The sequence below is a fragment of the Micromonospora polyrhachis genome (assembly GCF_014203835.1).
Lineage (GTDB): Bacteria > Actinomycetota > Actinomycetes > Mycobacteriales > Micromonosporaceae > Micromonospora_H > Micromonospora_H polyrhachis.
Genome location: NZ_JACHJW010000001.1, coordinates 2,614,918 through 2,641,163 on the forward strand (window position 1 = coordinate 2,614,918; position 26,246 = coordinate 2,641,163).

The window sequence follows — 26,246 nt, forward strand, 5'->3', positions numbered from 1 at the left end:
ATGGTCGTCACAGCACGTCGCCGAGGACAGCGACGATCACCGGCACGAGGCCGGCGAGAACGAAGGCCGGCAGGAAACAGAGCCCCAACGGCAGGACGATGAGCACCCCGGCCCGGCGGGCTGCCGCTTCCGCTGCCACCGCTCGGTCGGCCCGCAGGTCGTCCGCGAGCCGGGCCAGTGCCCCGGCGAGTGCCGCGCCGCTGGCCGCCGAGCGGACGGCGGCTGCGGTCAGCCGGTCGGCACCGGCCACCGGGGCCAGGTGGCTCCACGCTTCCTCCGGACCGCCGCCGAGCAGCATCGTCCGGCCGACCCGCGCCAGTCGCTCGCCGAGCGGACCGGCCAGCGCCTCGGCCACCGCCAGCACGGCTCGGTCCACCGGTGCTCCGGCCCGAAGTGCCGCCGCCAGCAGGTCGGCGGCGAGCGGAAGGTCGGCGGCCTCGCGTAGCCGCCGAGCCCGGACTGCCGCCGGCTCGAAGCGCCGCAGCAGCCGCTCCAGGACGACGGCGACGAGAACACCAACCAGCACCCCGGTCCAGTCGCCGGCCACGACCGCGACGGTCAGGCCACCGAGGAACGCTCCGAGCCGGATCAGGTCGGGCAGCCGACGGGGACCGGTACGTCGGATACCCAGCCGGGCGAGACGACGACGAACCGTACGGCCGGTGGGTCGGGCAGCCGTGGCCACGACCAACGCCACCCCGGCCAGGCAACCAGCCAACGCGAGCGGGGCGGACATCAGGCTGTTCGGGTACGCATCGGACCAGCGGAGCCCCGCGTAGCACCGGCGGTAAGCCGGTTGGCCCAGGTCAGGCCGGCGAGCTGCAAGCCGATGGCGGCTATGGCGCAGCCAGCACCGATGGGGGTGTGTAGCAGCACGGTGACCGGGTCGACGCCAATGCCGAAGCCCAGGGCGATCCCGCCCAGTGGCAGGCCGGCCAGCAGCCAGGCGGTGGCCCGTGCACCAGCGGCCTGGGCTTCGGCGGCGGCCAAACCCCGGTCCGTCGCGCGGGCGTCGGCCTCGATCCGTTCGAGTAGTCCGGCCAGGGGTGCGCCGGTCTGCTCGGCCAATCGGATCGCCGACCAGGTCAACGATGTGATCCGGTCTGTTCCGTCGGCTGTGGGCAGCGTCGCCGCCGGTGCCGGCGCGGCAGACATCGCCGAGAGCGGCTGGGAACTCGCCGGCACGGGCAGACCGGCGCGTAGGTCGGCGGCGAGCGCGGATAGGTCGTCGAGTTGGCGACGGTGTTGCCGTACCGCAAGCCGCAGCTTCTGCCGGCGCAGCACCATCCCCACGGCGAGCCCGGTGTAGGCAGCGACTGCTATCGACGCCACCGGACCGCCTGACCAGGCTCCGGCACCTCCACCGATCACCAGTGCCGCGATCGTGTTCCGGCGGGGCGCGGCGGAGAGCTGGGAGAGGGACATCCGCCACCGAGTGGTGCGGGGCCGCCGGTCGGTGCTCCTGCCCCGGTCCGGCGGCGGTTCGATGATGGCGCGTCGTCGGGCTCGACCGGAGCCGACTGGCCATCCGGCAACCAGCGCGGCACCCAGCAGGCAGGACACGAGCAGCCACAGCGTCGCCGTCACGAGGCTGCCCCGGTTGGTTCGGCAGCCGTCGGCAGGGCTGGTCGGGTAGCGGTCAACAGTCGCGGCACTGGCACGCCTCGCTCGGCGATGAGCCGAGCCAACGCGGTGGCTGCCGGGCCGAGGCCCTGCCCGCGTTGCCAGGCCGGTACGACGGTGACGAGCCGTTCCGGGCCGGTGGGTAACAGCAGACAGACCGCCGCCAGCACCCGCCCCTGGCGGGATCGGCGAACCTGCAGGAGTACCTGGAGAGCGGCGGCCACCTGGGCGTGCAGGGCGGCCCGGGGCAGTCCACCGAGCAGGCCGAGCGCTTCCAACCGGGCCGGTACGTCGGCCGGCGTGTTGGCGTGCAACGTACCCGCCCCGCCATCGTGGCCGGTGTTCAACGCGGCCAGTAGGTCGATCACCTCCGCGCCCCGGCACTCCCCCACCACCAGCCGGTCGGGACGCATCCGTAACGCCTGCCGCACCAGGTCGCTGAGGCCGATCGAGCCAGCACCTTCGACGTTGGCGGTGCGGGCCTGGAGTCCGACGACGTGTGGATGCACCGGCCGCAACTCGGCGGCATCCTCGACCAGCACGATCCGTTCGGTGGTCGGGACCAGGCCGAGCAGCGTGTTGAGCAGCGTCGTCTTGCCCGACCCGGTACCGCCGGTGACCAGGTAGGCCAGGCGGGCGGCCACCACTGTTTCGAGTAGTTCCGCCACGGGCGGGGCCATCGCGCCGTGCGCGACGAGTTCGTCGAGGGTGAACGGCCGCTGCCGGAATGTGCGAAACGAAAGGTAGGGTCCGTCCGTCGCCACCGGAGGTAGTACGGCGTGCAGCCGGGTGCCGTCGGGCAGCCGTGCGTCGGCGTAGGGCGTTCCGTCGTCGAGTCGCCGGCCGCAGGCCGCCACCAGCCGCTGGGCGAGCCGACGGACATCCTCGTGCGAGCCGAGCGGAACCGCTTCCTGGCGAAGCCCGCCGCCTCGGTCGACCCACACCCGGGCCCCGTTGACCAGGATGTCGGTGACGCTCGGATCGGCGAGCAGCGGTGCCAGTGGACCGGCACCCACCAGATCCTGGTGTACTCGGCTGGCGATCCGCAGCACGGTGGTGTCCCCCAGTACGGCGGCTCCGGGCTCGGCCCGTACGGCGGAGACGACAGCGGCCGGTGTGAGCGCCGTGCCCTCGGCGGCGAACCGGTGCCGGACACGCTCGACGATCTCCTGGCTCATGCCGTCTCCGTGAGGTGGACCGGAACACCGGAGAGGTCCGCGACGAGTCGCTGACACAGGACGGCGAGCGGCCCTCGGCCAGTGGCCGCTGGTGCCTCGCCACGTTCCAGTCCTCGGCACAGGTTGGGCTCTGGCCGGAGCGTGCCGGCCAGCGGAAGGTCGAGGGCCTTCGCCACCTCACGGGCCTTCAACCGGCCGGGAGCCGGCCCTCGCACGATCACCGACAGGTTTGCGCAGTGTGGAGCGACGGCGGCCACCACCCGGGCTGCGGCGGCGGTGGCTCGCAACTCGGCTGGCACCAGCACGAAGACCTGATCGGCGGCTTGTAGTGCGATCACGGTGGGATCGTCGAACTGCCGAGGAAGGTCCACGACGACGAAGTCCCGGCCGCGTCGCCCGGCGTCCATCGTGGCCGCCATTGCCTCGGCTGGTAGGGGCATCAGGTCACCCCGGTCCCAGGAGAGCATGACCAGGTCACCTCGACTGGGTAGGGCCTGCACCAGGGCGGGCGCGTCCACCCGCCCATCCGCGCTGGTGAGCGCTGGCCAGCGAAGCCCCGACAACTGTTCCCAGCCGAGGACCAGATCCAGGCCACCACCGAGCGGATCGGCGTCCACCAGCAGCGTACGTAGACCGGCTCGCGCGGCGGTGACGGCGAGGCCGCCGGCCAGGACGCTTGCACCGGCACCGCCCCGCCCACCGATCACCGCGATGATCCGGCCGGTGGTGGCGACGGTGTTGCCGGTGGTTTCCGCGAACTGGTCCACCAGCCAGGGTTGGGCGGCCGGCAGCATCGCGACATGCTCGGCACCGAGCAGTTCGGCCAGATCCCAGCTCGGATCGCCCTGTCCGGACCGGCCCACCATGACCACGCGGGGGCGGCGCGGTAGCCGGGCCCGTAGGCAGGCCTGGGTCTGGTCGGATCCGACCAGTATCAGCGGCGCGGCGGTCCACCGGGACCGGGCGGCGGGCGGATCGGGTGCCACCTCGACCTCGGTGCCGCCTGCGGCGGCGAGTCGTAGCAGTTCGTCGAGCAGGTCATCGTCTGAGGTCAACACGAGTGGCAGGCGCGAAACCGACGGGACGGAGGTACGGGACGGCATCACTGCCTCCAACGGCGCGGGTACGGGTCACCGCCACACCGTGCCGCGAAGACGACGTGCTCAGGGGGATCGACCGGCGCGCCTGTGGATAACCGGACCACCTGTGGAAAACGCCCGACAGTCAAGTCGATCTGCTATCTGATTCCCCCATGAAGCCACAAACCGGGCGCTGCGAGGCGACTCCCTCGCAATAGCTCGTCCAGATTCGGGTACCCGTGGCACGGAGGCAGACGGAGTTTCGCAAGTTGATCAGTCGCCGCCCGTGGCGACCCGGGGAGGAGAATCCGTCATGGCACAGGCCACCAGCACAGTCATCCTGGAGCCGGCCGCGCAGGAAGTGGCCCGGATGACGGCCCAACCGCCGTTCCTGTTCCAGATTCCACCAGTTCAGGGACGGGCCAAGCTCGACGAGATCCAGTCCGGCCAGATCAGCCAACCGGACGTCGACCTGGAGGACATGACGATTCCGGGCGGACCGACCGGACAGGTTCAGGTCCGGATCGTATGGCCCAAGGGACAGCAGGCCGGTGGAGCAGGCGGACTACGCAACCGGGTACGGGCAGTGGCACAGGACGTGATGCAGCCAGACGGCTCCCGCAACCCGCAACCCGTCGTCCTCTTCGTACACGGGGCGGGCTGGGTGTTCGGTGACTTCCACACCCACGAGCGGCTCGTCCGGGAACTCGCGACGCAGGCCAACGTCGCCGTGGTCTTTCCCGAGTACAGTCGCGCCCCGGAGGCACAGTTCCCGGTCGCGTTGGAGGAGTGCTACACGGTCGCGCAGTGGATCATGGATAGTGGCGCGGCGCAGGGGTTGGACGCCTCCCGTATGGCGATCGCCGGCGACTCCGTCGGCGGGAACATGGCCACCGTCCTCACGATGATGGCCAAGCAGCGGGGCGGCCCGAGGTTCCTGGAACAGGTCCTGTTCTACCCGGTCACCGACGCCAACTTCGACACCGCCTCCTACCGGGAGTTCTCGGAGGGCTACTACCTGGGCCGGGAACTCATGATGTGGTTCTGGGACCAGTACCTGCCCGACACCAGCCGGCGGTCCAACCCGATGGCGGCCCCGCTACAGGCCAGCATGGACCAGCTCAAGGGGCTACCGCCAGCGCTGATCATCACCGATGAGGCGGATGTCCTGCGGGACGAGGGCGAGGCGTACGCCAGCAAGCTGCGCCAGGCCGGCGTACCGGTAACCGAGGTCCGCTACCAGGGCATGATCCACGACTTCGTCATGCTCAACGCGTTGGCCGACAGCCCGCCGGCCCGGAAGGCCACCAGCCAGGCCGCCATGTCCCTGCGGGACACCCTGCACAAGCCCTGACCTGCCGGGATCCGTACCCGATCCGAACGACGTCGGGCCCGGCCAGTCGCCTCCGGCTGACCGGGCCCGGTCGTATCCGAGACACCGTTCGTTGAGTAGCGGTACTCATGCCCCGCCCGAGCAATCCGCACATAGTTGCTGCACAGTCCGATCGCCGGGCCATGGGGAAGGGCGGGGTCGCATGACGAAGCCGCATCGCATATCGCTCTCGCTAGCGATGTTCGTACTGGTCCTGTCCGTGCCGGTCGGGTTCGCATGGGTCATCGGCGACCTGACGAACGAAGCGGCGCGGCAACTGGCTGCCGGAGGGGTGGAACTCGATTACTTGATGCGGCCGGTGAGCTTTGGCCCCATCTGGAATCAGTTGATCGGCATCCTCGCGTGCATCGGTGCCCTCGGGGCATTCGGCACGTTGATCTGGGGAACCGCCACCCGCCAACTTGACCACCGCTGGTGGTGGTTCCTGTTACCGCTGGTCGGGGCCGGGGCCATCGTCGGCCACGGCTGGCGAGTGCTGACCGCCGGGGTGATCGGCGCCAACATCGGAGCGGGTCTAATGATCATAGTCTCCGGACCGGTTCTGGCGGTCCTGCTGATGGCTGCCGCAGTGGCGGCACGAAAATTGAGTGGCCCGCCAACCTGAGGAGGATGGCGCCGAGCTGGGCGGGAACGTTCCCGGAGAAGGAGACGACCCCCGTCGGGGGGAGACGGGGGTCGCCTATGGGGTTCGGCTCCGGGGGGGTCGAGCCGAACCGCTCAGCGGTCGCGGGGGGATGCAACCGCCGAGGGTCTGCCCAGACACAGGATCAGGTGAAACCGTGTCGTAAATACAAGCATGCCTGAGTCGAGCTGTATACGTCGAGTGGCGTTAACTCCACACCCTGCGAAAATGAGGAATCTTCATGTGATCGCCATCACCGCCCAACTGACCGGCGGATCAGGATCGGCAGGCCAGCAACGTGCACGGGTGACCCCGCGCACCCGCCGACGATAGACCATCCGGCTAGACTTTCGCGCCGTGGGCCGAAGCGCCGCTTTCTTCGATCTAGACAAGACCGTCATCGCCAAGTCAAGCGCCTTGGCATTCGGACGGCCGTTCTACCGGGATGGGCTGATCACCCGGCGGGACGTGGTCAAGTCCGCCTACGCCCAGCTGATGTTCCGGCTGGGCGGCACCGACGAGCAGACGATGGCGCGTACCCGCGACTATCTGGCCACCCTGTGCAAGGGCTGGCAGGTGGAACAGGTCCGCCAGATCGTCGCGGAGACACTCCACGAGCTGATCAACCCCTACGTGTACGCCGAGGCCGCCGCTCTCATAGAGGAGCACCAGGCGGCCGGTCGGGATGTGGTCCTCGTCTCCGCCTCCGGCGAGGAGATGGTGCGGCCGATCGGCGAGTTGCTGGGGGTCACCGACGTCATCGCCACCCGGATGGCGGTCGAGGACGGGCGCTACAGCGGCGAGGTGGAGTTCTACGCTGCCGGCCCGAGCAAGGTCGAGGCCGTCAGCGAGCTGGCCGAGGAGCGGGGCTACGACCTGGCCGCGTCGTACGCCTACTCCGACTCGATCAGTGACCGGCCGCTGCTGGAGTGCGTCGGCCATCCCACCGCCGTCAACCCGGACCGGGCGCTACGCAAGCTGGCCACCGAGAACGCCTGGCCGGTGTTGGAGTTCCGGCACCCCATTCCACTGGGTCGACGGCTGCGGGAGCGGCCCGCCGTCCCAGTGGCGGCAGCCGCCATCGGGGTCGGGGTCGGCGTGGCGATCGGCATCGCCTGGTACGGCCGTCATCGCCGTACCAGGGCCACCACCGCCTGACCCCGCACCCGCTGGGCCATCAACCGGGTGCGCCCCGGATCAGGCGAGCCAGGCGGGCAGGGTCAGGCGAGCCAGGCGGGCAGGGTCAGGCGGCGGCGAGGATTTCGTCACCGATCACGGTGATCTGTTCCGCCCCGATCTCCACGGCCGTCATGTAGTGCCGCAGCCACGATCGGAGTCCGTCCGGCGTACCGGTGGCGAAGGCGCCGGCTGCGCCGACGTACTCCGGCTCGCGCTCGTGGTGCCCGACATCGACGGCGACCAGACCGCGCGGGTCGAACCCGGTGGAGAGCAGGGTGAGTCGGGCGGCGGCCCGCGCCACCACCCCGGACGGGCCGGCGAACGGGCGAAGTGCCAACAGTTCGCCGTGCACCACCGCGGCCAGGATCAACGGCGATGCCTTCGTCCCCCCGGCCACCAGGTCGGCCAGTCCGTCGAGGCGGGCGCCGATCGCCGGGTCCGCGACCGGTCGAAGGCCGTCCTCGGCCACCGGCCGGCCGAGCGCCTCCTCGCTGATCGTTCCTCGGGCGGCGAGGGTGTGCAGCTTGGCGAGCACCTGTCGGGGTGCCTTGGGCCACAGGTCGGCCAGGCTGGGCAGCGCCCCGGCGACCCGCAACGCCCCCTGGAGCACCGGGTCGGTGACCGTGCCGGCACGCACCGTCTCGCGCTCGTGGGCGTACCCCTCCAGGGCGGCGCTGGCCACGGCGGAGCGCAGGCTCACCTCGGCCGCTACCTGGCCGCCGTGCCGGCGTAACGCGCGATGCCGCAGCGCCTGGTCGACCCGGTCGCGGGCCTGCTCGACGGCGGGTCCGATGTCGGTGAGGGTGAGCAGCGGGGTGAGTGGATCGGTGGTCACGGTGAACACGCTAGCGACCCCCGACCGGCCGGCGCTCGGCAGCGGCCATTCGGCGCGTCGGTGCGGTCCGTTCCTGGCCAACACTCGCCTGACCAGGGCGGCACAGTTAACCTTCCTAGCCGAGACATACGTCACCCTGACGCCGGAGGAGCCCCCACACCATGAGCGAGACCCTGGCAAATCTGCTGCAGGAGACACGGGAGTTCCCGCCGCCGGCCGCGCTCGCCGCCGAGGCCAACGTCACCGCCGAGGCGTACGAGGAGGCAGCCGCCGACCGGCTCGCCTTCTGGGCGAAGCAGGCCGGGCGGCTGACCTGGACCACCGGCTGGGACCAGGTGCTCGACTGGTCGAACCCCCCGTTCGCCAAGTGGTTCGTCGGCGGGCAGCTCAACGTCGCCTACAACTGCCTGGACCGGCACGTCGAGGCCGGGCTCGGAGACCGGGTGGCGATCCACTGGGAGGGCGAGCCGGGCGACACCCGCACCATCACGTACGCCGACCTGCTGCGGATGACCAGCCAGGCGGCCAACGCGCTGACCGACCTCGGCGTGACCTCGGGCGACCGGGTGGCGATCTACCTGCCGATGATCCCGGAGGCGGCGGTCGCGATGCTGGCCTGCGCGCGGATCGGGGCGACGCACAGCGTGGTCTTCGGCGGCTTCTCCGTCGACGCGTTGACCAACCGGATCCAGGATGCCAGCGCCAAGGTGGTGATCACCGCCGACGGCGGCTATCGGCGGGGCAAGCCCTCGTCGCTCAAGCCGACGGTGGACGAGGCGGTGGCCCAGTGCCCGACGGTCGAGCACGTCCTGGTGGTCCGCCGTACCGGCCAGGAGGTGGCCTGGACGGACAAGGACCTGTGGTGGCACGAGACGGTGGATACCGCCGCCGAGCAGCACGAGGCGCAGCCGTTCGACGCCGAGCACCCGCTGTTCATCCTCTACACCAGCGGTACGACCGCTCGCCCGAAGGGCATTCTGCACACCACCGGCGGCTACCTGGCCCAGACGTCGTACACCACGCACGCGGTCTTCGACCTGAAGCCGGAGACCGACGTCTACTGGTGCACGGCCGACATCGGCTGGGTGACCGGGCACTCCTACATCGTCTACGGACCGCTCTCCAACGCCGCCACGCAGATCATGTACGAGGGCACCCCGGACACTCCGCACCGGGGCCGGTTCTGGGAGATCGTCGACAGGTACGGGGTGACCATCCTCTACACCGCGCCGACCCTGATCCGCACCATGATGAAGTGGGGTGACGACATCCCGGCCGGCTACGACCTGTCGTCGCTGCGCCTGCTCGGCAGCGTCGGCGAGCCGATCAACCCGGAGGCCTGGATCTGGTATCGGCAGCACGTCGGCCGGGGCGAACTGCCGGTGGTGGATACCTGGTGGCAGACGGAGACCGGGGCGATGATGATCTCGCCGCTGCCCGGGGTGACCGCCGCAAAGCCGGGTAGCGCCATGTCACCACTGCCCGGGATCAGCGCCGACGTGGTGGACGACCAGGGTGAGTCGGTGCCCAACGGGGGCGGCGGCTATCTGGTCCTGGACGAGCCGTGGCCGTCGATGCTGCGCACCATCTGGGGTGACGACGAGCGCTTCATCGACACCTACTGGTCCCGGTTCCCGGGCCGCTACTTCGCGGGGGACGGCGCGAAGAAGGACGCCGATGGGCACGTGTGGCTGCTGGGCCGGGTCGACGACGTGATGCTCGTGTCGGGGCACAACATCTCGACCACGGAGGTGGAGTCGGCGCTGGTGTCGCACCCGTCGGTGGCGGAGGCGGCCGTGGTGGGGGCTACCGACCCGACCACCGGGCAGGCCATCGTCGCGTTCACGATTCCGCGGGGCAACGTCGAGACCGCCGGCGAGGCCGGTGAGGCGTTGATCGCGGAACTGCGTAACCACGTCGCCAAGTCGTTGGGGCCGATCGCCAAGCCCCGGCAGATCATGCTGGTCCCGGAGCTGCCCAAGACCCGTTCCGGCAAGATCATGCGTCGGCTGTTGCGGGACGTGGCGGAGAACCGGTCGCTCGGTGACGTCACCACGCTCCAGGACTCGTCGGTGATGGATCTGATCTCGTCCGGTATCCGCTCCGGCAAGTCCGACGAGGACTGACCAATCCATACGGTGAGCTGGGCGGGTCCGGGCGGGCCCGCCCAGCGGCGTTTGTGGGTATTGACCGCATCGGACCGGTCCGGTAGTTGACCGACTACCCGCTGAATGTGACATAGAGGGCGTGCCTGAACAAGATCTTGCAATAACCCGACGCGCATACTTCCCAGCGATCCCGCCAGGTTCTAGGTTTCACATTGATCCCCGCAAAGGGATCGATCTTCCGACCCATACTGCCGTTGGGTCGGTCACCTAACACCGGAGGTACCACGTGCGCAAAGTCGCAGTGGGGCTGCTCGGGCTCACGCTGACAGCGACGGCCGCGACGTTCGGTCCGGCCGCCTATGCCGCACCCCCCACAGACGCGCCAGCCGCAGCCCCGTCGACTTCCAAGGCGAAGCACTCGGACGAACTGCCCAACCCCCTTGAAGCCAAGCGGCGTGCCCTGCGCGAGCAGGGCCTGACCGACGTCCTGACCGGACGGTCCAAGCCGGAGCAGCGCAACGGCAGCACCGTGGTCAAGGTCGGCGAAAAGGTCGTCGGCAACGCGCCCGGTGCACGCGTCGCGGGCGGGCAGCAGACCCAGGACCAGTACGTCGAGTTGGGCCGGGAGAAGACCGACCGGATCTTCGTCATCCTGACCGAGTTCGGCAACGACCGGCACCCGGACTACCCGGACAAGGACACCGACCCGGACACTCCCGGGCCGGTCCGCTTCGACGGTCCGCTACGTAACGAGATCCCCGCGCCGAACCGCGCGGTGGACAACTCGACCGTGTGGCGTTCCGACTACAACGCCGACTACTACCGCAACCTGTACTTCGGTACGGGTGCCGGCGAGGAGTCGCTCAAGCAGTACTACGAGGCCCAGTCGTCCGGGCGCTACAGCGTCGACGGCACCGTCACCGACTGGGTGAAGGTCCGGTACAACGAGGCGCGGTACGGCCGCTCCGGCGACTTCGCCAACCAGGACCCGGCGGTCTGCGCCTCCAACACCTGCACCAACATGTGGGCGCTGGTGGCTGACGCGGCCAACCAGTGGGTCGCCGACCAGCGGGCAGCCGGTCGCACCGACGAGCAGATCGCCGCGGACATGCGGTCCTTCGACGAGTGGGACCGCTACGACTACGACGGCGATGGCAACTTCAACGAGCCGGACGGCTACATCGACCACTTCCAGATCGTCCACTCCGGTGGCGACGAGGCGGACGGTGACCCGTGGCAGGGCGAGGACGCCATCTGGAGCCACCGCTGGTACGCCTTCGTGAACAGCGCTGGCGTCACCGGCCCGGCCCACAACCTGTCCGGTGGTACGCAGATCGGCAACACCGGCATCTGGATCGGTGACTACACGGTGCAGCCGGAGAACGGCGGCCGGAGCGTCTTCTACCACGAGTACGCGCACGACCTCGGCCTGCCGGACGACTACAACAACATCAACGGCGGGGACAACAACAACGAGCACTGGACCCTGATGGCCCAGAGCCGGCTCCGCGACAAGACCGACGCCGGCATCGGCGAGCGCGGTGGCGACCTCGGCGCGTGGAACAAGCTGCAGCTCGGCTGGCTCGACTACGAGGTGGTCGTGCCCGGCCAGAACCGTACGCTGACGCTCGGCCCACAGGAGTACAACTCGGCCAAGCCGCAGGGTGCCGTGGTGGTGCTACCCCAGCGGGAGTACACGTTCGACCACGGTGCACCGGCGGAGGGCTCGAAGCAGTTCTTCTCCGGCAACGCGGACGACCTGAACAACTCGATGTCCCGGACCCTGGACCTCACCGGGAAGACCAGCGCGTCGCTGGCGCTGAAGGGCCGCTACGACATCGAGCAGGACTACGACTACTTCTACTTCGAGACCTCGGTGGATGGCGGCTCGACCTGGACGGCGATGCCGTTCTCGATCAACGGGCAGCCGGCTCCCAGCGACCCGGCCGGCCGGCCGGCACTCGGCGGTAGCAGCGCTGGTCAGTGGTACGACCTGAGCGTGCCGCTGGACTCCGTCGCCGGTCAGGTGGTGCAGTTCCGGTTCCGCTACTACACCGACGGTGGCGTCTCCGAGGGTGGCTTCTTCGGTGACTCCGTCACGGTGACCGCCGACGGGCAGACGCTCTTCGCCGACGGCTTCGAGGCGGGTACGGCCGGCTGGAACCTGGACGGCTTCACCGTGGTCGAGCAGTCGTACACCCAGCTGTTCGACAACTTCTACATCGCGGGTCACCGCTCGTACGTCGGGTACGACAAGTACCTGAAGACCGGTCCGTACTTCTTCGGCTACCAGAACACCCGGCCGGACTATGTGGACAACTACGCGTACCAGACGGGTCTGCTGATCTCGTACTGGAACACGCGGTACTCGGACAACGACACGTTCGAGCACCCGGGCGAGGGTCGCAACATGATCATCGACTCGCGTCCGCAGCCGCTCTACAACCTGACCGGCCAGCCGTGGCGGGCCCGGGTCCAGGTCTACGACGCGCCGTTCAGCCTGCGTAAGGCCGACTCGATGACCCTGCACATCAACGGTCGGCCGAACTACGTGCGTGGTCAGGCCGCGCAGCCGCTGTTCGACGACACCAAGCAGTACTGGTACCCGCAGCTGCCGAACCACGGCGTCAAGCTGCCGGCCACCGGCACCAAGATCCGGGTGCTGGACGAGGACGGTACCTCGATCAAGATCCGGATCTACTGATCCCGGCTGACTGATCAGTCGCGGCGCCCGGGGAGGACTCACCTCCTCGGGCGCCGCTTCGTTGTGGCGACCCCGGAAACCGCGTGATCGTGGTGACCCCGAAGTCCGCGTGACGCGGAACGGGAACGTTCGGTTGCCGCCCCGCGTCGAAGTAGGGTGCCTGACGTGACGCGATCACCCCTCCGGGCAGCCAGCGAATGGCTGCTGGCGCCGATGACCCTGGCCCTGCTGATGTCCGGCTGTGCTACCACCGAGCCGGCCGACGACGCGGCTGGCCAACCGTCATCACCCACGGCAACCACCAGCGCGGCCACCACGCCCACCAGCACCCCGACGCCGACTGTCCGGCCGTCCAGTGCCCCCGCCATCCCACCGAAGAAGCCGACCGACGAGCAGGCCACCGACCGTATCGCGGGACGGGTCACCCGGGGTGGTTCGGGCCCGTGCTACGGGGTGGTCACCGACGATGGCAAGGAATACGCCCTCTACGGGAGCGACACCGGCACGCTTCAGGTAGACACCTTCGTCCGGGTGACAATCGCCCCCCTGCTCCTGAGGATCAACTGCGGACCGGGCACCCATGCCAGCATCGTGGAGCTCAGCGTGGTCCGCTAGCCGGCTGGCGACGCCATTCGGAAATGCCATTCGAGGGTCGAAACCGGGTGAGGTCCCGGAAGAATCCCTGATCACTGCCGCCTAGGGGGCACCACCGCCCACACCCGCGCCTAGGCTGTGCCAATGACCGAGCAGCGAGGCGGCCGTAGGAAGCCCGTCGTCGACGAGTCCTGCGTACTGGTGGACGGCCCATGGCAGCACCGTTTCGTCGGCGCCAACGGCAGCCGGTTCCACGTCGTCGAGGCGGGCACCGGCCCCCTGGTGCTCTTCCTGCACGGCTTTCCCGAGTTCTGGTGGGCCTGGCACGAGATGCTGCCGGCCGTCGCGGACGCTGGTTTCCGCGCCGTCGCGGTCGACCTACGCGGCTACGGTGCCAGCGACAAACCACCCCGGGGGTACGACGGGTACACATTGGCCGCCGACATCGCCGGCCTGATCCGCGGGCTGGGTGAGCGTACGGCGACCGTGGTGGGGACCGGCTCCGGCGGCATGATCGGCTGGACTACGGCCGCCTTCCATCCCAAGCTGGTACGGCGGCTGGTGGTCCTCGGCGCTCCCCACCCGCTGCGGCTACGGGCCGCTCTCTTCTCCGACCCGCGTGGGCAGTTCACCGCCTCGACACCGATGCTGAAGTTCCAGATTCCCCGCTATGAGCACACGTTGACCCGGGACAACGCTGCTCTCGTCGGCGAGTACCTGCATCGCTGGGGTGGCCAGGACTGGGTCTCCAGCACGTCGTTCGACAGCTACGCCGCCCGGTGCCGGGAAGCCATGCAGATTCCGCAGGCGGCGTTCTGCGCGATGGAGGGTTACCGGTGGGCTTTCCGGTCGGTCCTGCGGCTGCACGGCTACCGGTTCGTACGGCTGATGCAGCAGCCCCTGATCACCCCGACCCTGCAGCTACACGGAGCGATCGACGAGGCTTCGCTACCGCGTACCGCCCAGGGGTCCGGTCGCTACGTCTCCGCCCCGTACGAGTGGCGGTTGCTCGACGGTGTCGGCCACTTTCCGCACGTCGAGGCCCCCGACCTGGTACTCGGAGAGATCCTGCGCTGGACCAAGTCGTAGTCGGCCCGGACCAGGTCACGTCCGGGCCGGGCCCGGACGACGCTCGGGCTGGGACGTCAGACTCGCTGCTCACGTACCTCGGTCACCTCGTGCACTGGGGCCCACCCCTGGTAGACGCCGAAGTCGAACTCCTCCAGCCCTATCGACTGGGCGATCGGCCAGCGGCCCCCGGTGTATTCGACCCGGAGCCAGGACTCGTGCGCGGCGAGCACGATGAACGGCTGCCCCTGCCATGAGCAGGTGGTACGCACGTACGCGAGATCGTCGACCTCGGTGGCGGGCACCAGCCGGACGAACCGGCCGGGACGTACCTCGGTGAATCCGGCACCAGGTTCCGGCTGGTAGATCCTTACCTGGTCGCCGTCGGGGCTGGCCTCGTACTCCCGGCCCTGCCAGCGAGCCATGTAGCCGTCGCGCATCAGTCTTCCCCGTCGCGCATCAGTCTTGCTCGACCCGTCGCCAGTGGCAGACGTCCATGTCCAGGGTGGCTACCAGAGTGTCCGCGCCGTCTGCGCCGAGCCGCCGCATCTCGGCCCCATGCGGCAGTCGGGCGCTGTCCACCTTGAACTCTGCCACCACGTCACTGCTCTCGCCCGGGGCGAAACCGTTGCCTCGGAAGGGGGCCCGCTCGATGACCCAGCCCTCCATCGCCCGCATGGCCGCCTCACTCTGGCCGCCGTACGGGATGCGGTAGAGGCTCGGCCGGTAGGCCGGCCAGCGCAGCACGTAGATCTCGTCCGCGTCGCGAGAGAACGGTGACCCCGGATAGTTGAGGCCGAGTGCGGCGTGCAGCTTGGCCGGGGTGTCCAGGTGGGCGACCTCGGAGACCCGGTGCAGGAAGCCCGAGACCCGGTCGTAGCCCCGGTCCAGATAGAGGGCGATCTGGCCGGGGGCGACGACCTTCTGCATCATCTGCGGACGGGTCGGGTCCTCGCGGACCGGCGCGTACGACGATCGTGGCTCGGCCTCCTCAGCCGGCGGCACCGCAGGTTCGACGGTCGTGCCGTCGTCGTCCCCAAGCCCCAGCTCAGCTGCCCAGTTGGCCAGCGCGACGATCTGCGCGCCGGGCAGCTTCGCCCCGACCGGAGTGCCGGGGTTGACGGCGAACGACCAGTCGTTGTCAGGCCACCTACGGATCAGTCGGACGAACTTCTCGCCGATGGTCTCCACCGGATCGGGCACGTGGTCGGCGAGCCGCTCCGGCGAGGTGAACACCACCACGTAGGTCTCACCGTCGATCCGCTCGGTGTGCCAGTCGAAGCCGTCATCGCCGGGCTGACTTCCGGGCAGTGACAGCGCCGAGACCGGCAGTAGCACCCGGGCCAGTAGGAGGGTGGAGAGGAAGGTGTCGGTGCTGCCGTCGCCCACTGCCTCCAGCAGACTTCGTTCGACGTCGTTGGCGGGGACGAAGTCCGACGGCAGCGACGTCGGGTTCACCGCGGTGGGCGATTCCGGTTCGACCGGTGCAGGCTCTGGCGACGAGTCGGGCTGCGGCTCCGCGCCGGGATCAGCCCTGAGGTCAGCATCCAGGTCGAGGCCGACCTCAGGCTCGTCGACCGGATCGAGCCAGGTCTCCGCAACCGGGTCGAGGCCAGCCTGTTTCGGCTGCTCGACGACGGGTTCCGGGGCCACATCCGGCACCACGTTCGTAATCTCGCCAGCCGCAGAGGTCAGCTCGTCCCCGGCGTCGTCGGCGAACCCGGTGTGGTCGGCGGTCGCGGCATCATCGGCGGTCGCGGCATCGTCGGCGAACCCGGTGTGGTCGCCGATCGCGGCCCGAGGTGGTGGAACCTTCTCGAAGAGTGACCGTTCCCGACGCGGCCCCGCACCTTGGTCCGGTACGGCGGCTGGTGCGGACGATCCGGGTGGGACGGCTTCTGACGTCCGGTCGACTTGGAAGTTCCAACTCGGTTCCGGTTCCGGTTCCGGTTCCGGCTCGGCCCTCGGTCCGGGTGGTCGGGCGGTCGACCGGTTGGCCGCCGCGTACCACCCGGAGAACTCGGTCTCCGGGGCGCTGGAAGCAGACGGGGCCGGGGACGGGGAATCGGCGTGGGATCCGCCGCCACCACTGCCGACATGGGCCGGATCGGGAAGGTCCGGAATCCAGAGCGACGAATGGTTGTCGGTCGTAACGGAATCCGGGGGTGATGGGGGCGGCGGTCCCGCCGGTGGCAAGGGGGACGGTGGCGAGGGGGACGGTGGCGAGGGGGACGGTGGCGAGGCCATCGGCGTGGCGGGCCCGGACGGCGTGGGGCGCGGCGGAACGACTGCGGTGGCCCGAGCACGAGCCAGAAGCTCAGCCCGGTCCAACCGGGCCCGAGCCCCCATGGTGCGACCCGGCAACCGGACCTCGCCCCGGGCGAGTTGCGACACGAACCAGGCTGGAAGGTAGCCCTCGATCGGCAGCCCTGGGTTGACCGCGAGCCACCACTCCAGGTTGGGCCAGTCGCTGGCCAACTCGTAGTAGTGGATCCTGCGGGTCGGGCCAGCATTTTCACCGAGGCAGGCGCGCTGGGCGGTGCCCGAGGTGAACGCCAACACGTGGGTACGTCCGTTGGTGGTCCAGGTGCCCCAGCCGGCCGGCTGTCCGGAAGGAGCTTGCGCGGCTATCGGTAGGAGAAGCTCGGTGCGGGAGAGAATCTGGAAATAGAGTTCCTGGTCGTTCGCCCGTAGGGCGTCCCGCATCGCGGCCTCGGCTTCGGTGGCCGGCTCCCAGTTGGTCACGGCCACCCCCTTTCGCCGGACAGGCCACAGGTATCGCGTACAACCTACAAGGTGGATCCAAGATCACAATGGCAGGCCGGCGGCGGGTGCCACGGTCGACTGTCCGCCGATAACATCCGGTCTCGGACCCGACACGATCCGAAAGGCAGAGCATGCCTCGCCGGAAAGCACAGATCGCGCTCACCACCGCCATGATCATCACATCGGTGCTGCCCAGCGGCATACTAGCCACGCCGGCAGCGGCCCGGCTCGCCGCCCCGGGCTGCACCTCGCCACTGGCGCCGGTCGAACCCGTCACCGAACTGCCCTGGGCCCAACAGCGCTACCTGCCGGATCGCCTGACCCCGCTGGCCACCGGTGTCGGGGTGACCGTGGCCGTCATCGACTCGGGTGTCGACAATCGGCACGCCCAGCTCCGCGGCCGAGTGTTGTCCGGCACCGACTACCTGGATCAGGGCCGGGACGGCAACCTGGACTGTGCCGGGCACGGCACCGCCGTGGCGAGCATCATCGCCGCCACCGAACGGGATGGCACCGGGTTTCGCGGGCTCGCGCCGCAGGCCAAGATCCTCCCGGTGAGGATCAGCGAGCAGCAGATCATCGAGGGCCGGGAATCGGGACGTACGGTCACGGCGGCGCAGTTCGCCCGAGCCATCCGCTGGGCGGTGGACCACGACGCCACCGTGCTCAACCTCTCCGTGGTGCTCTACGAGGACAGCCCGGCGGTACGGGAGGCGATCGCCTACGCCGTCGAGAAGGACGTGGTGGTGGTCGCCGCCGTCGGAAACCTGCACGAGAACGGCGATCCTCGCCCCTACCCGGCGGCGTACGCCGGGGTGCTCGGCGTAGGGGCGATCGGCGCCGACGGGAACCGGGCACCCTTCTCGCAGGTCGGGTCGTACGTCGACGTGGTCGCCCCGGGTAGCGGGGTATTGGCGGCGGCCCCCGGGCGGGGACATCGCAAACAGGACGGCACCAGCTACGCCGCGCCGTTCGTGTCCGCCACCGCCGCCCTGGTCCGCCAGTACCGGCCGGCGCTGACCGCGGCCCAGGTGATCGAGCGGATCCTCGCCACCGCCGACCCGGCCCCGGCCGGTGAACACAGCACGGCGTACGGCCGGGGAACACTGAACCCGTACCGAGCGGTGACCGACACCGGGGCGGTGGGCAACCCGCAACCGGCTCGCGCGTTGCCCGCGCATCAGGTCGACCCGGCGGTGGTGGCGCAGGAAGAACGGCGCGGAACCGCTCGACACCGGGCGCTCTGGCTGGCCGGCGTCGCCGGCACGGTAGCCGTCCTGGTGGTGCTGCTGGCTGTGGTGCTGCCGCGCGGGGCACGCCGACGGTGGCGGCCCGCCGGGCCTACGGAGACGACGCAGCTCCCACCCGCGTCATGATGTTCCGGTCCGAACCGGGCCAGAACCTGCCGGCCGGGGTCTCCGGGCCGGTCGACGACGGAGTGGGAGCCTCGCCGGTCGTGGCTACTAACCGGAGAACAGCTGGGTGTTCCGCTTCTCCGTGCTGCGGTATTCGAGGACGGACTCGTCCACTGCCAGTTTGATGTCGCGAAGCATGGTCTTCAGGTCGTTCGAGGCCGACCGCCACCGGGCCTGCCGCTCGGCGTACGCCTGCTGAGCGTCGCCCTCCCAGCTGGCGACCAGCGGCCCGGCATCCTGCTCCAACTGGCTGAGCTGGGCGTCGAGCGTGTTCAGCGCCCGCTGGATGTCCCCGCTGGCCTTCTCTAGGGCCGGCAGCTTGACGACGAGTTGGTCACTCATGGTCTCCCCTCCCCGTTCTGTCCGCTACAGCGGAAGTTGAATGCCGCCACGGTTGGTGCTGGCCACCCGACTACCCGCGTCGGTGTCGGTCGTGTCGTACTGCCGGCCGGCGGTGCGGATCGCCCCGGCCGTCTGCCGCAGTGCGTCGTGGATCGCCCGCTGGTCCTGCTCCCACGCCAACTTGACCTGCTCGAACGAACGGCCACCACTGCCCTGCCATTCGGTCTGCAGCGCTGCCAGCTCGACCATCAGGCCGCTGAGCATCTTCTGCAGTGCTTCGTCCGCCCTCTCGAACTTCGTGGCAGTCTGCGCCATCACCGCAGCATCTGCTGCTACCACGACGTCACCCCGTTCCCTCCATACTCGTCGCGCACGTCCCGACGATGCACCGCCCACTATGGACCATGGCGCACACCGTGTCTCCGCCGGGTCGCACAACGTCACGAACAATCCCGCATGACGTTAACCGGCCGGCACCACCCCGGGCAGCCCCCTCCGGACACCAATGCGCGAGCGGGCAACCGAAACTCACTCCTGGACGGCCGGTGACCGGGCCGCCTCCGGGTCGAGTGCCTTCCCCGCCGGAACCAGCGTCACCAGGTTCGCCGGCAGGCGCATCGGCCGGGTCTGCCCGTACCCCAGCATCGGCAACACCTCGGCCGCGCTCACCGCGTGCCGCCGCCCCAGGTCGGTGACGACGGAGATCGCGCCACCGCTGGCGCCTGGCGCGGCGGCCGACTCCACCAGCGCTCCCCGGCCCGGTGGCACCACGACGTGGTCGGCCAGTGCGCCACCGTCCGGTGCCCGAGCCCCGGTCCCCCCATCCTCGGGCAGTTGCGGAACGCGCGCCCCGACCCGGATCTCCGCAATTCCCCGGTCGTCGGGAATCCGACCGCACACCGCACCATCGGTCACCGGTAGCAGCCGGGGTTGGGTGGCTGGCGGAGCCGCCGGGTCGGTGGAGACCATGGTCGGCAGCTTCGGGATACCGGCGAAGCGGCCCGGAGCAAGCGGCGTTGGTTTGTCCTGGTTGACCGCAGCGAGCAGGAGGTCGGCCTGCACCTCGGTAATGGCGGCCAGCCCATCGCGTTTGGCTACCACGTACTGCCGTCCGCCACCCTGACTCTCCACCACGAAAACCTCGCCGACTTCGGCCTCCGGCACCTTCTCCGACCGGTCGCCCTGTCCGGGGATCGCTACCCGGGCCAGATCCGCCCCGACCGGCAGTGCGTTGAGCAGGGCTGGCGCCACCGCCACCGCCTGATCGCTGGCCCAGGTGAGGGCAGGTAGTACCAGGTCCCGATCGCGGATCAGGTGCCGACGGTCGTGCCAGATCAGATGCAGGCTGCCGTCCGGATGCCGACCGAGCAGGGCGTCGTCGCCCAACGTCGTACCACCGGCCGCGTCGGCGCCGACCAGCAACGCCGACCGGGCCGGCGTGGTCGCAGCGCTGGACCCCGGCAACGAACAGATCGTCCACGGAGTGGTGGTGAGCCGGCGTGGCCCCGGCAACGAGTCGGGGGCGCCGGGAATGCCCAGCGGCATTCCTCGAGGCACGCCTTCGATCGACTTACGGGACACCAGCACGGTCTTCGGGGCCGACGCCTTGATGATCAGCAGGGCCGAGGCGTAGTTGAGAACCGGGTGCAGCTTGCCCTCGACGAAGACGAACCGGGCACCCGACTCCTCCTCGACGATCACCGCCTGCGCATCTCGCCAGCTCTTGCTACCGCCCCCGGCGAGCGCGCCGTACACGGCGAGGCCACCGATCACGATCGCCGCGATCAGCACGCTGGCCAGGGTCGCCCCCGCCGCCCGCCGGAACGGTGACTGCGCCGGATCGGTCTCTCGCATCACCAGCGCGGCCACCACGCGCTGAACCATGAACTGGTATGAATGCAGTTGGTCCTGCCGCGACGGCATGCGGGCCCCTCCCCATTCGGTCCGGCCCATACGATAGGCCGCAGAGTGATTCATGGGGGGCGCAGTATTCCCCCACTGGCCCGGGCGACCAGACGGGGAGGCCGACAGCGGTGGCCGTGAGCACGACCGAACAGCCGGTCCAGGACAGCGTGCGGCCAGCACGGATCGCCCCAGCCCCGCTCGGCTCGTTACCGGCCCGACGCGCCCCGCTGGGTGTCCGAGCTGGACAGATCGTCGCCGCCCAGCTCTCGGTTGCCCTGCTCCTGCTCGCCGGGGGACGCGGTCCGCTCATCCTGCTCGCGGCCGGTCTCGTCGCCGTCGTTCTGGTCTGCGTCGCCTGGATCCGGATCCGTGGCCGGTGGTTGTTCGAATGGTCCGGCACCGGTCTCCGCTTCCTCACCGGCCGGCATTCGCTCGCGCCGGCCGCCGACCCCGACGCACTGCTCGACCTGATCGCCCCCGGTACGACCATGGCCGCCGCCGAGCTGGCCGGTGACTCGGCAGCGGTGCTCAGTGACGGCTACGGTTTGACTGCTGTCCTGGAACTCGGCGACGCCGCCGAGCTGCTCGCCGACGATCCGCAGGTCCTGCCCACACCGGCGACCCTGCTTCCGGCACCGAGTGGCGAGGCTCCGCCGATGCGCATCCAGTTGCTGCTCGCTGGCGCACCGGCACCCGTACCGGGAACCGGCGGTGGCATCCCGGCCACCTCCTACCGGCAACTGACCGACGGGCGGCTGTTACGCCACGAGCGGGCACTACTCGCCGTCCGGGTGCTGCGGGTCGCCAACTGGACCGACGAGGAACTACATCGCGCCCTCTCCAGCGCGGTCCGCAAGGTACGTCGACGGCTCGGCCCGGTGCAGACCCGCCTGCTCGGCGAGAGCGCGGCGTTACGCGTGATCGCCGAACTGGCCCACCACGACGCCGCCACACCGGTGCAGGAATCGTGGCAGTCGATTCAGCTCGGCGGGCTGTGGCAGACCACCTACCGGCTACACCGCTGGACCGATCCGCAGTTGGAGAGCGCCCGCCGGCTCGTGCCGCGAATGTTGGCTCTGCCGACCATGTCGACCACGGTGTCGCTCACCGCCGGTCCGTGGCCGATCGGCGGCACCGACGTCGTACCGGTGGATCTGACCGTACGGCTGGCCGCCGCGAGCGCGGCTGACCTCACCACCACGGTACAGGCACTCCGTCGTCTGCTGACCGGTGAACGGTTCGGCGGGCAACGGCTCGACGGCGAGCACCTCGCCGGGTTCGCCGCGACCCTACCGCTCGGCACGGCTGGCCTCCGTCCGGGCGTTCCGACCAAGGCCCTGACACTGCCGCCGGCCGCATTGGACAGTCTGGAGCTGCCGTACGGCATGGCGGGCCTGATGCTCGGCGCGAGTCGGCGTGGCGGCGCGGTGATCGCCCAGTTGTTCCGAGCTAAAACCACCGACGTGGTGTTGGTCGGGGGCATCCGCGCCGCACAACTCGTCGTCCTACGGGCGATGGCGCTGGGTGCCCGGATCGTGGTGCAGACGGCGCGGCCCCGCTCCTGGGAACCGTTCGTCCGGGGGTCCAGTGCGTCGGGTGAGATCGCCGTCATTCCACCCGGGCGGCCGGTCGACGGGCCGCCTGGCACTCCGCTGCGTCCGCTGCTGCTCGTGGTCGACACCGGGCCGGTCGCGTCCGGTCCGCAGCCAGGCCCGGGCTGGCAGGCCAACCTGGTCGTCCGGGACGAGTTGACCGCTTCCGACGTCGACCTGGTGTCCCGCGCTGACCTGGCGATCCTCCAACCACTCCGGCCCGCCGAGGCGGCGCTGGCCGGCCCCGCCCTCGGCCTCGGCGAGTCGTCGGAGTGGTTGACCCGGATCCGGGCCGACATGGTGGGGGTGGTGAATCGTCGCTCTCTTCGCTGGGCGTTGCTCTCGGTCACCCCGATCGAGTCGCAACTGGTCGGTCCGCCGGCCCGCGACTGACTCGCTCCGCCCCTCCGCGACTGATCAATTCCGCCTGGTCCATGGTCGACGCGCTCCGCCCGGCTTGTGGTCGACTCGCTCGCCCAGTCGCGCAACTGTGCAGAGGAACCCGTCTGACCTGTCCTGGGAAGATCGGGTAGGGCTGTCCAGGGGTTGCCCCGCCGTGGCACCATCGCCGGATGGACTTCCTGAAAGGTCTTCTCGTCCGGATCGGCAGTACGGCGCTGGCCTTCTGGCTGGCCACGCTGATCATCCCCGGGATCACGCTGGGTACCGAGTCGATCGGCGAGGCCGTACTCACCCTCGTCCTGGTCGCGGTGATCTTCGGGGTGGTCAACGCCGTCCTCCAGCCGATCATCAAGGTCGTCGGCTGTGGTTTGTACCTGCTCACGCTGGGGCTCATCGCGCTCGTCGTCAACGGGCTGCTCTTCCTGCTCACGAGCTGGATCTCGGGCCAGGTCGGGCTGCCGTTCCACGTGGACGGATTCTGGCCGGACGCGGTGCTCGGCGCACTCTTCGTAGGCGTGGTGACCTGGCTGCTCGGCCTGGTCATGGACCGCGACTAGACACTTCACCACCAACCGCTGTTACCGTCCGGCCATGATGGCGATCAGGCGTGACGACGGTTACGAGCTGTCCACCGATCCCGAGCGCCTCGACATCGACCGGGTGCATACGTGGTTGTCAACCGACGCCTACTGGGCTCTCGGGCGGACCCGGGAGACCACCGTCCGGGCGATCGCCAGGTCCGTGGTGTTCGGTGTCTACCGCCCCACCGATCAGGCCCAGGTAGCCTTCGGTCGGGCGGTAACCGACGAGACGACCATCGCCTGGTTGTGTGACGTCTACGTGGACCCGGCCCAACGGGGACGCGGGCTGGGTAGCTGGCTGGCCGCCACGGCCAGGGACGAGCTGATCGCCCGGGGTGTACGCCGGATCATGCTTGCCACGGTCGACGCGCACGAGGTGTACACCCGGCTCGGCTTCACCACTCCGCCCCGACCGGACCAGTTGCTGGAACTGGATCTGCGGGGTTGATCCCGAGACGTACCGGCGGGCAAAGCAGAAGCTGGTGAATCAGCTCACCGGAAAGGACCCATGTGGCCATCAGCCACTTACGCTGAGCCGATGAGCGAGCAGCGCTGGGGGTACCTCTACGGGATTGGCGCGTACGCCATCTGGGGCGTCTTCCCGATCTATTTCAAGCTGCTCCAACCGGCCGGTCCGATGGAGATCCTGGCCCACCGGGTGGTCTGGTCAGTGCTGTTCGTCGCGCTCGTGCTCGCTGTGCTGCGCAACTGGAGGTTCCTGCGGCGGTTGTTCCGCCAGCCGCGCACCCTGCTCGGCATGATCTGCGCCGCCGCCCTGATCGCGATCAACTGGGGCGTCTACATCTACGGTGTCAACTCCGACCGGGTGGTGGAGACAGCCCTCGGCTACTTCATCAATCCGCTGGTGGTGATCCTGCTCGGGGTAACCGTGCTACACGAACGGCTCCGCGTCGTACAGTGGGCCGCGCTCGGCCTCGGCGCGGCGGCGGTGGTGGTGATCGCCATCGACTACGGGCGGTTGCCCTACCTGGCGCTGACCCTGGCCGTCACCTTTGGCGGGTACGGGCTGATCAAGAAGCGGCTCGCTCTGCCCGCCGCCGAGGGGCTCTTCGTCGAGTCGGCGGTACTGGCCCTGCCGGCGGCCGGCTACCTCGGTTGGCTGCTCTGGCACGGCCAGGCCGCATTCGGACACGTCTCGCCGGGGCACACCGCACTGTTGGTCCTCGCTGGCGCGGCCACCGCCATCCCGCTGATGCTCTTCGCCGGTGCGGCCAACCGAATTCCGCTGACCGGCCTGGGAATCCTTCAGTACATCGCACCGATCCTCCAGTTCGGTACCGGCGTACTGATCTTCCACGAGCCGATGCCGCCCGCCCGGCTTGCCGGCTTCGCCCTGGTCTGGCTGGCGCTGATCGTCTTCACGGTGGACGCCGTGCGGCACACCCGTCGGCAGTCCCGCGCGGCGCTGCTGGCCGCGACCCCGGAGCCCGCCGCCGCCACCAGTGCCCGATAACCGTCGTCCGGGTCGTCCGGCAACCGTCGCCCGGGTCGTCCGGCAACTGTCACCCGAGTCGTCCGGTAACCGCCGCCCGGGTCGTCCGGTAACCGTCACCGCCGCCAGTGCCCGGAAACGCCGCCCCTGCCGGCACGCCGCTGCCAGTACGCCGGCAGCGGCAGCGAGCGTCACGTGACGTCGTAGGCGAGCAGCGGGGTGCCGTCGTACCGGAGCAGTTCCAGCCGGACCAGCTCGGCGCGGGAGAACCGGGTCACACCGGTGAACCGGACCTCCTCACCGGGAGCGGCCACCCACGACCCCACCTGCTCCGTCGACCCGTCGGCGCCCTTGGCCACCAGTCGGAACGTGTACGCCTTCGTGTAGTCCCGGGTCTTCGCGTAGCGGCACTCCATGGTGACCTCGGTGCCCCAGTTGGTGCCGTTGAGCCCGATCTCGGCGCTCACCGGCACCGTCCCCTGCACCGGCTGCATGGTGACCATCCGGACCTCGAAGTCGATGCCCGGCTCCTCGCGTGCCGGCACCCCACCCAGACCGAGACCGACGACCAGGGCCAGACAGGCGGCGATGAGCGCCGCGCCGGCCGACCACCACCACCTGGTACGACGCTGGCGGCGGCGAACCTGTTCGGCGGAGGCCAGCAGCGCCGGCACCCGGGACTCGTCGACCGGGGCAGTGACCTGTTCCAGCCCGGCCGGGTCGAGCCGGCCGAGCAGCCCCGGCAGCACGGCGACCTCGGCGACGGCCGTTCGACACGATGGGCAGGCGGCCAGGTGCCTCTCGTAGGCGGCCCGTTCGGCGGGGGCGAGGGCACCCAGCACGTAGGCGGCGTCGTCGTAGGCGTGCTCGCAGTTCACCGGGTCACCCCCATCTCCGCCAGGACCAATCGCAGGGACCGCAACGCGTAGTGCATCCGGGACTTGACCGTTCCCGGTGGTATGCCGAGCCGGCTGGCCGCCTCACCTACCGAGCGTCCCTGGTAGAAGCACTCCACCAGCACCTCACGGTGGGCGGGCGAAAGTCGGGACAGTGCCTCCGCGACCATCCACGCCTCCACCGCACGGTCGGCTTCGTCGACGGACTGGGGCGGTTCGGGCAGTTGGTCGGTGACAACCTCACCAACCCGTACGGCGCTCCGCCGCCATGCGTCGATAGCCAGGTTACGCGCGGTGGTGAACAGCCAAGCTCGGACCGAACCGCGGCTCGGGTCCATTGCCCCGGGGTGCCGCCAGGCCCGCAGCAGCGTCTCCTGCACCAAGTCCTCCGCCCGCTGCCGATCACCATGCACGAGGCGCAGCGCGTGCGCGTAGAGCGCCTCCGCGTGCTCGTCGTGCAATGCGCGTAGCAGCTGCGCGTCGTGATCGGAGATGGCTGCCTCCCTTCGCC

24 protein-coding genes are annotated in these 26,246 nt (G+C 69.8%); 12 read left to right on the forward strand and 12 right to left on the reverse strand.

Annotation, left to right across the window (positions count from 1 at the left end):
* Positions 1 to 7: 7 nt before the first annotated feature.
* From FHR38_RS11090 to ssd, 4 genes are read right to left on the reverse strand one after another with little or no spacing between them, the layout of a single operon-like run.
* Positions 8 to 736: a type II secretion system F family protein gene (locus tag FHR38_RS11090; RefSeq protein WP_184534588.1), complete on the reverse strand. Its 729-nt coding sequence runs from the start codon at positions 734 to 736 to the stop codon at positions 8 to 10.
* Positions 736 to 1,587: a type II secretion system F family protein gene (locus tag FHR38_RS11095; RefSeq protein ID WP_312882035.1), complete on the reverse strand. Its 852-nt coding sequence runs from the start codon at positions 1,585 to 1,587 to the stop codon at positions 736 to 738. Before FHR38_RS11095 ends, FHR38_RS11090 begins: the two co-directional genes overlap by 1 nt.
* On the reverse strand, positions 1,584 to 2,801 hold the full coding sequence (locus FHR38_RS11100; protein WP_184534589.1) for a TadA family conjugal transfer-associated ATPase: 1,218 nt from the start codon (positions 2,799 to 2,801) through the stop codon (positions 1,584 to 1,586). The genes FHR38_RS11095 and FHR38_RS11100 overlap by 4 nt, the downstream gene beginning before the upstream one ends.
* Entirely contained in the window at positions 2,798 to 3,856 is a 1,059-nt protein-coding gene (gene ssd, locus FHR38_RS11105) for a septum site-determining protein Ssd (RefSeq protein ID WP_184539534.1), read from the reverse strand. The genes FHR38_RS11100 and ssd overlap by 4 nt, the downstream gene beginning before the upstream one ends.
* Before the next feature lie 337 nt (positions 3,857 to 4,193).
* On the opposite strand from ssd, the gene FHR38_RS11110 reads away from it, so the two are divergent.
* The 3 genes from FHR38_RS11110 to FHR38_RS11120 all read left to right on the forward strand — a co-directional run bounded on the left by FHR38_RS11110 (position 4,194) and on the right by FHR38_RS11120 (position 7,053).
* Entirely contained in the window at positions 4,194 to 5,234 is a 1,041-nt protein-coding gene (locus tag FHR38_RS11110; protein ID WP_184534590.1) for an alpha/beta hydrolase, read from the forward strand.
* Positions 5,235 to 5,415: 181 nt separating this feature from the next.
* Positions 5,416 to 5,877: a hypothetical protein gene (locus tag FHR38_RS11115; RefSeq protein WP_184534591.1), complete on the forward strand. Its 462-nt coding sequence runs from the start codon at positions 5,416 to 5,418 to the stop codon at positions 5,875 to 5,877.
* Positions 5,878 to 6,252: 375 nt separating this feature from the next.
* On the forward strand, positions 6,253 to 7,053 hold the full coding sequence (locus FHR38_RS11120) for an HAD family hydrolase (RefSeq protein WP_184534592.1): 801 nt from the start codon (positions 6,253 to 6,255) through the stop codon (positions 7,051 to 7,053).
* A gap of 85 nt (positions 7,054 to 7,138) precedes the next feature.
* On the opposite strand, the gene FHR38_RS11125 is transcribed toward FHR38_RS11120, so the two are convergent.
* Positions 7,139 to 7,909, reverse strand: a complete 771-nt coding sequence (locus tag FHR38_RS11125; protein ID WP_184534593.1) for a Fic family protein — start codon at positions 7,907 to 7,909, stop codon at positions 7,139 to 7,141.
* Between the two features lie 161 nt (positions 7,910 to 8,070).
* Between FHR38_RS11125 and acs the strand changes: the two genes are divergently transcribed.
* From acs to FHR38_RS11145, 4 genes are all read left to right on the forward strand, one after another.
* Positions 8,071 to 10,035 (forward strand): acetate--CoA ligase, encoded by a 1,965-nt coding sequence (gene acs, locus FHR38_RS11130; RefSeq protein ID WP_184534594.1) that lies wholly within the window; start codon positions 8,071 to 8,073, stop codon positions 10,033 to 10,035.
* Between the two features lie 283 nt (positions 10,036 to 10,318).
* Positions 10,319 to 12,721: an immune inhibitor A domain-containing protein gene (locus FHR38_RS11135; protein ID WP_184539536.1), complete on the forward strand. Its 2,403-nt coding sequence runs from the start codon at positions 10,319 to 10,321 to the stop codon at positions 12,719 to 12,721.
* Positions 12,722 to 12,886: 165 nt separating this feature from the next.
* Positions 12,887 to 13,336, forward strand: coding sequence for a hypothetical protein (locus tag FHR38_RS11140; RefSeq protein ID WP_184534595.1), 450 nt, complete (start codon positions 12,887 to 12,889; stop codon positions 13,334 to 13,336).
* Positions 13,337 to 13,459: 123 nt separating this feature from the next.
* Entirely contained in the window at positions 13,460 to 14,404 is a 945-nt protein-coding gene (locus tag FHR38_RS11145; protein ID WP_184534596.1) for an alpha/beta fold hydrolase, read from the forward strand.
* 56 nt (positions 14,405 to 14,460) lie between these two features.
* On the opposite strand, the gene FHR38_RS11150 is transcribed toward FHR38_RS11145, so the two are convergent.
* Together FHR38_RS11150 and FHR38_RS11155 are read right to left on the reverse strand one after the other, a co-directional pair.
* Positions 14,461 to 14,826, reverse strand: coding sequence for a UCP033725 family protein (locus FHR38_RS11150; protein WP_184539538.1), 366 nt, complete (start codon positions 14,824 to 14,826; stop codon positions 14,461 to 14,463).
* 16 nt (positions 14,827 to 14,842) lie between these two features.
* Positions 14,843 to 17,128 carry an SseB family protein gene (locus FHR38_RS11155; protein ID WP_184534597.1) on the reverse strand — a complete coding sequence of 762 codons (2,286 nt, stop codon included), beginning with the start codon at positions 17,126 to 17,128 and terminating at the stop codon, positions 14,843 to 14,845.
* A gap of 152 nt (positions 17,129 to 17,280) precedes the next feature.
* On the opposite strand from FHR38_RS11155, the gene mycP reads away from it, so the two are divergent.
* Positions 17,281 to 18,525 carry a type VII secretion-associated serine protease mycosin gene (mycP, locus tag FHR38_RS11160; RefSeq protein ID WP_184534598.1) on the forward strand — a complete coding sequence of 415 codons (1,245 nt, stop codon included), beginning with the start codon at positions 17,281 to 17,283 and terminating at the stop codon, positions 18,523 to 18,525.
* Positions 18,526 to 18,612: 87 nt separating this feature from the next.
* On the opposite strand, the gene FHR38_RS11165 is transcribed toward mycP, so the two are convergent.
* From FHR38_RS11165 to eccB, 3 genes are all read right to left on the reverse strand, one after another.
* On the reverse strand, positions 18,613 to 18,906 hold the full coding sequence (locus tag FHR38_RS11165; protein ID WP_184534599.1) for a WXG100 family type VII secretion target: 294 nt from the start codon (positions 18,904 to 18,906) through the stop codon (positions 18,613 to 18,615).
* Between the two features lie 24 nt (positions 18,907 to 18,930).
* On the reverse strand, positions 18,931 to 19,245 hold the full coding sequence (locus FHR38_RS11170) for a WXG100 family type VII secretion target (protein WP_312882036.1): 315 nt from the start codon (positions 19,243 to 19,245) through the stop codon (positions 18,931 to 18,933).
* Between the two features lie 189 nt (positions 19,246 to 19,434).
* Entirely contained in the window at positions 19,435 to 20,829 is a 1,395-nt protein-coding gene (gene eccB, locus FHR38_RS11175) for a type VII secretion protein EccB (protein ID WP_184534601.1), read from the reverse strand.
* A 110-nt stretch (positions 20,830 to 20,939) separates the two neighbouring features.
* On the opposite strand from eccB, the gene eccE reads away from it, so the two are divergent.
* From eccE to rarD, 4 genes are all read left to right on the forward strand, one after another.
* A complete protein-coding gene (eccE, locus tag FHR38_RS11180) occupies positions 20,940 to 22,796 on the forward strand; it encodes a type VII secretion protein EccE (protein ID WP_312882037.1) in 1,857 nt (618 codons plus the stop codon).
* A 179-nt stretch (positions 22,797 to 22,975) separates the two neighbouring features.
* Entirely contained in the window at positions 22,976 to 23,362 is a 387-nt protein-coding gene (locus FHR38_RS11185; protein WP_184534603.1) for a phage holin family protein, read from the forward strand.
* A 34-nt stretch (positions 23,363 to 23,396) separates the two neighbouring features.
* A complete protein-coding gene (locus FHR38_RS11190) occupies positions 23,397 to 23,834 on the forward strand; it encodes a GNAT family N-acetyltransferase (RefSeq protein WP_184534604.1) in 438 nt (145 codons plus the stop codon).
* A 90-nt stretch (positions 23,835 to 23,924) separates the two neighbouring features.
* Positions 23,925 to 24,860: an EamA family transporter RarD gene (gene rarD, locus FHR38_RS11195; protein ID WP_184534605.1), complete on the forward strand. Its 936-nt coding sequence runs from the start codon at positions 23,925 to 23,927 to the stop codon at positions 24,858 to 24,860.
* Positions 24,861 to 25,030: 170 nt separating this feature from the next.
* Here the strand turns inward: rarD and FHR38_RS11200 are convergent, their stop codons facing one another.
* The gene (locus FHR38_RS11200) at positions 25,031 to 25,717 is read right to left on the reverse strand and encodes an anti-sigma factor family protein (protein ID WP_184534606.1); all 687 of its coding nucleotides are present in this window, start codon (positions 25,715 to 25,717) and stop codon (positions 25,031 to 25,033) included.
* Positions 25,714 to 26,208, reverse strand: coding sequence for a sigma-70 family RNA polymerase sigma factor (locus tag FHR38_RS11205; protein ID WP_246447192.1), 495 nt, complete (start codon positions 26,206 to 26,208; stop codon positions 25,714 to 25,716). Before FHR38_RS11205 ends, FHR38_RS11200 begins: the two co-directional genes overlap by 4 nt.
* Positions 26,209 to 26,246 lie beyond the last annotated feature (38 nt).

What these genes read in the sequence shown, in the direction of transcription:
- FHR38_RS11090 (WP_184534588.1), bottom strand. Translation starts at nt 736, where the DNA reads ATGTCCGCCCCGCTCGCGTTGGCTGGTTGCCTGGCCGGGGTGGCGTTG.
- FHR38_RS11100 (WP_184534589.1), bottom strand. Translation starts at nt 2,801, where the DNA reads ATGAGCCAGGAGATCGTCGAGCGTGTCCGGCACCGGTTCGCCGCCGAG.
- FHR38_RS11110 (WP_184534590.1), top strand. Translation starts at nt 4,194, where the DNA reads ATGGCACAGGCCACCAGCACAGTCATCCTGGAGCCGGCCGCGCAGGAA.
- FHR38_RS11115 (WP_184534591.1), top strand. Translation starts at nt 5,416, where the DNA reads ATGACGAAGCCGCATCGCATATCGCTCTCGCTAGCGATGTTCGTACTG.
- acs (WP_184534594.1), top strand. Translation starts at nt 8,071, where the DNA reads ATGAGCGAGACCCTGGCAAATCTGCTGCAGGAGACACGGGAGTTCCCG.
- FHR38_RS11145 (WP_184534596.1), top strand. Translation starts at nt 13,460, where the DNA reads ATGACCGAGCAGCGAGGCGGCCGTAGGAAGCCCGTCGTCGACGAGTCC.
- mycP (WP_184534598.1), top strand. Translation starts at nt 17,281, where the DNA reads ATGCCTCGCCGGAAAGCACAGATCGCGCTCACCACCGCCATGATCATC.
- FHR38_RS11165 (WP_184534599.1), bottom strand. Translation starts at nt 18,906, where the DNA reads ATGAGTGACCAACTCGTCGTCAAGCTGCCGGCCCTAGAGAAGGCCAGC.
- eccB (WP_184534601.1), bottom strand. Translation starts at nt 20,829, where the DNA reads ATGCCGTCGCGGCAGGACCAACTGCATTCATACCAGTTCATGGTTCAG.
- FHR38_RS11185 (WP_184534603.1), top strand. Translation starts at nt 22,976, where the DNA reads ATGGACTTCCTGAAAGGTCTTCTCGTCCGGATCGGCAGTACGGCGCTG.
- FHR38_RS11190 (WP_184534604.1), top strand. Translation starts at nt 23,397, where the DNA reads ATGATGGCGATCAGGCGTGACGACGGTTACGAGCTGTCCACCGATCCC.
- rarD (WP_184534605.1), top strand. Translation starts at nt 23,925, where the DNA reads ATGAGCGAGCAGCGCTGGGGGTACCTCTACGGGATTGGCGCGTACGCC.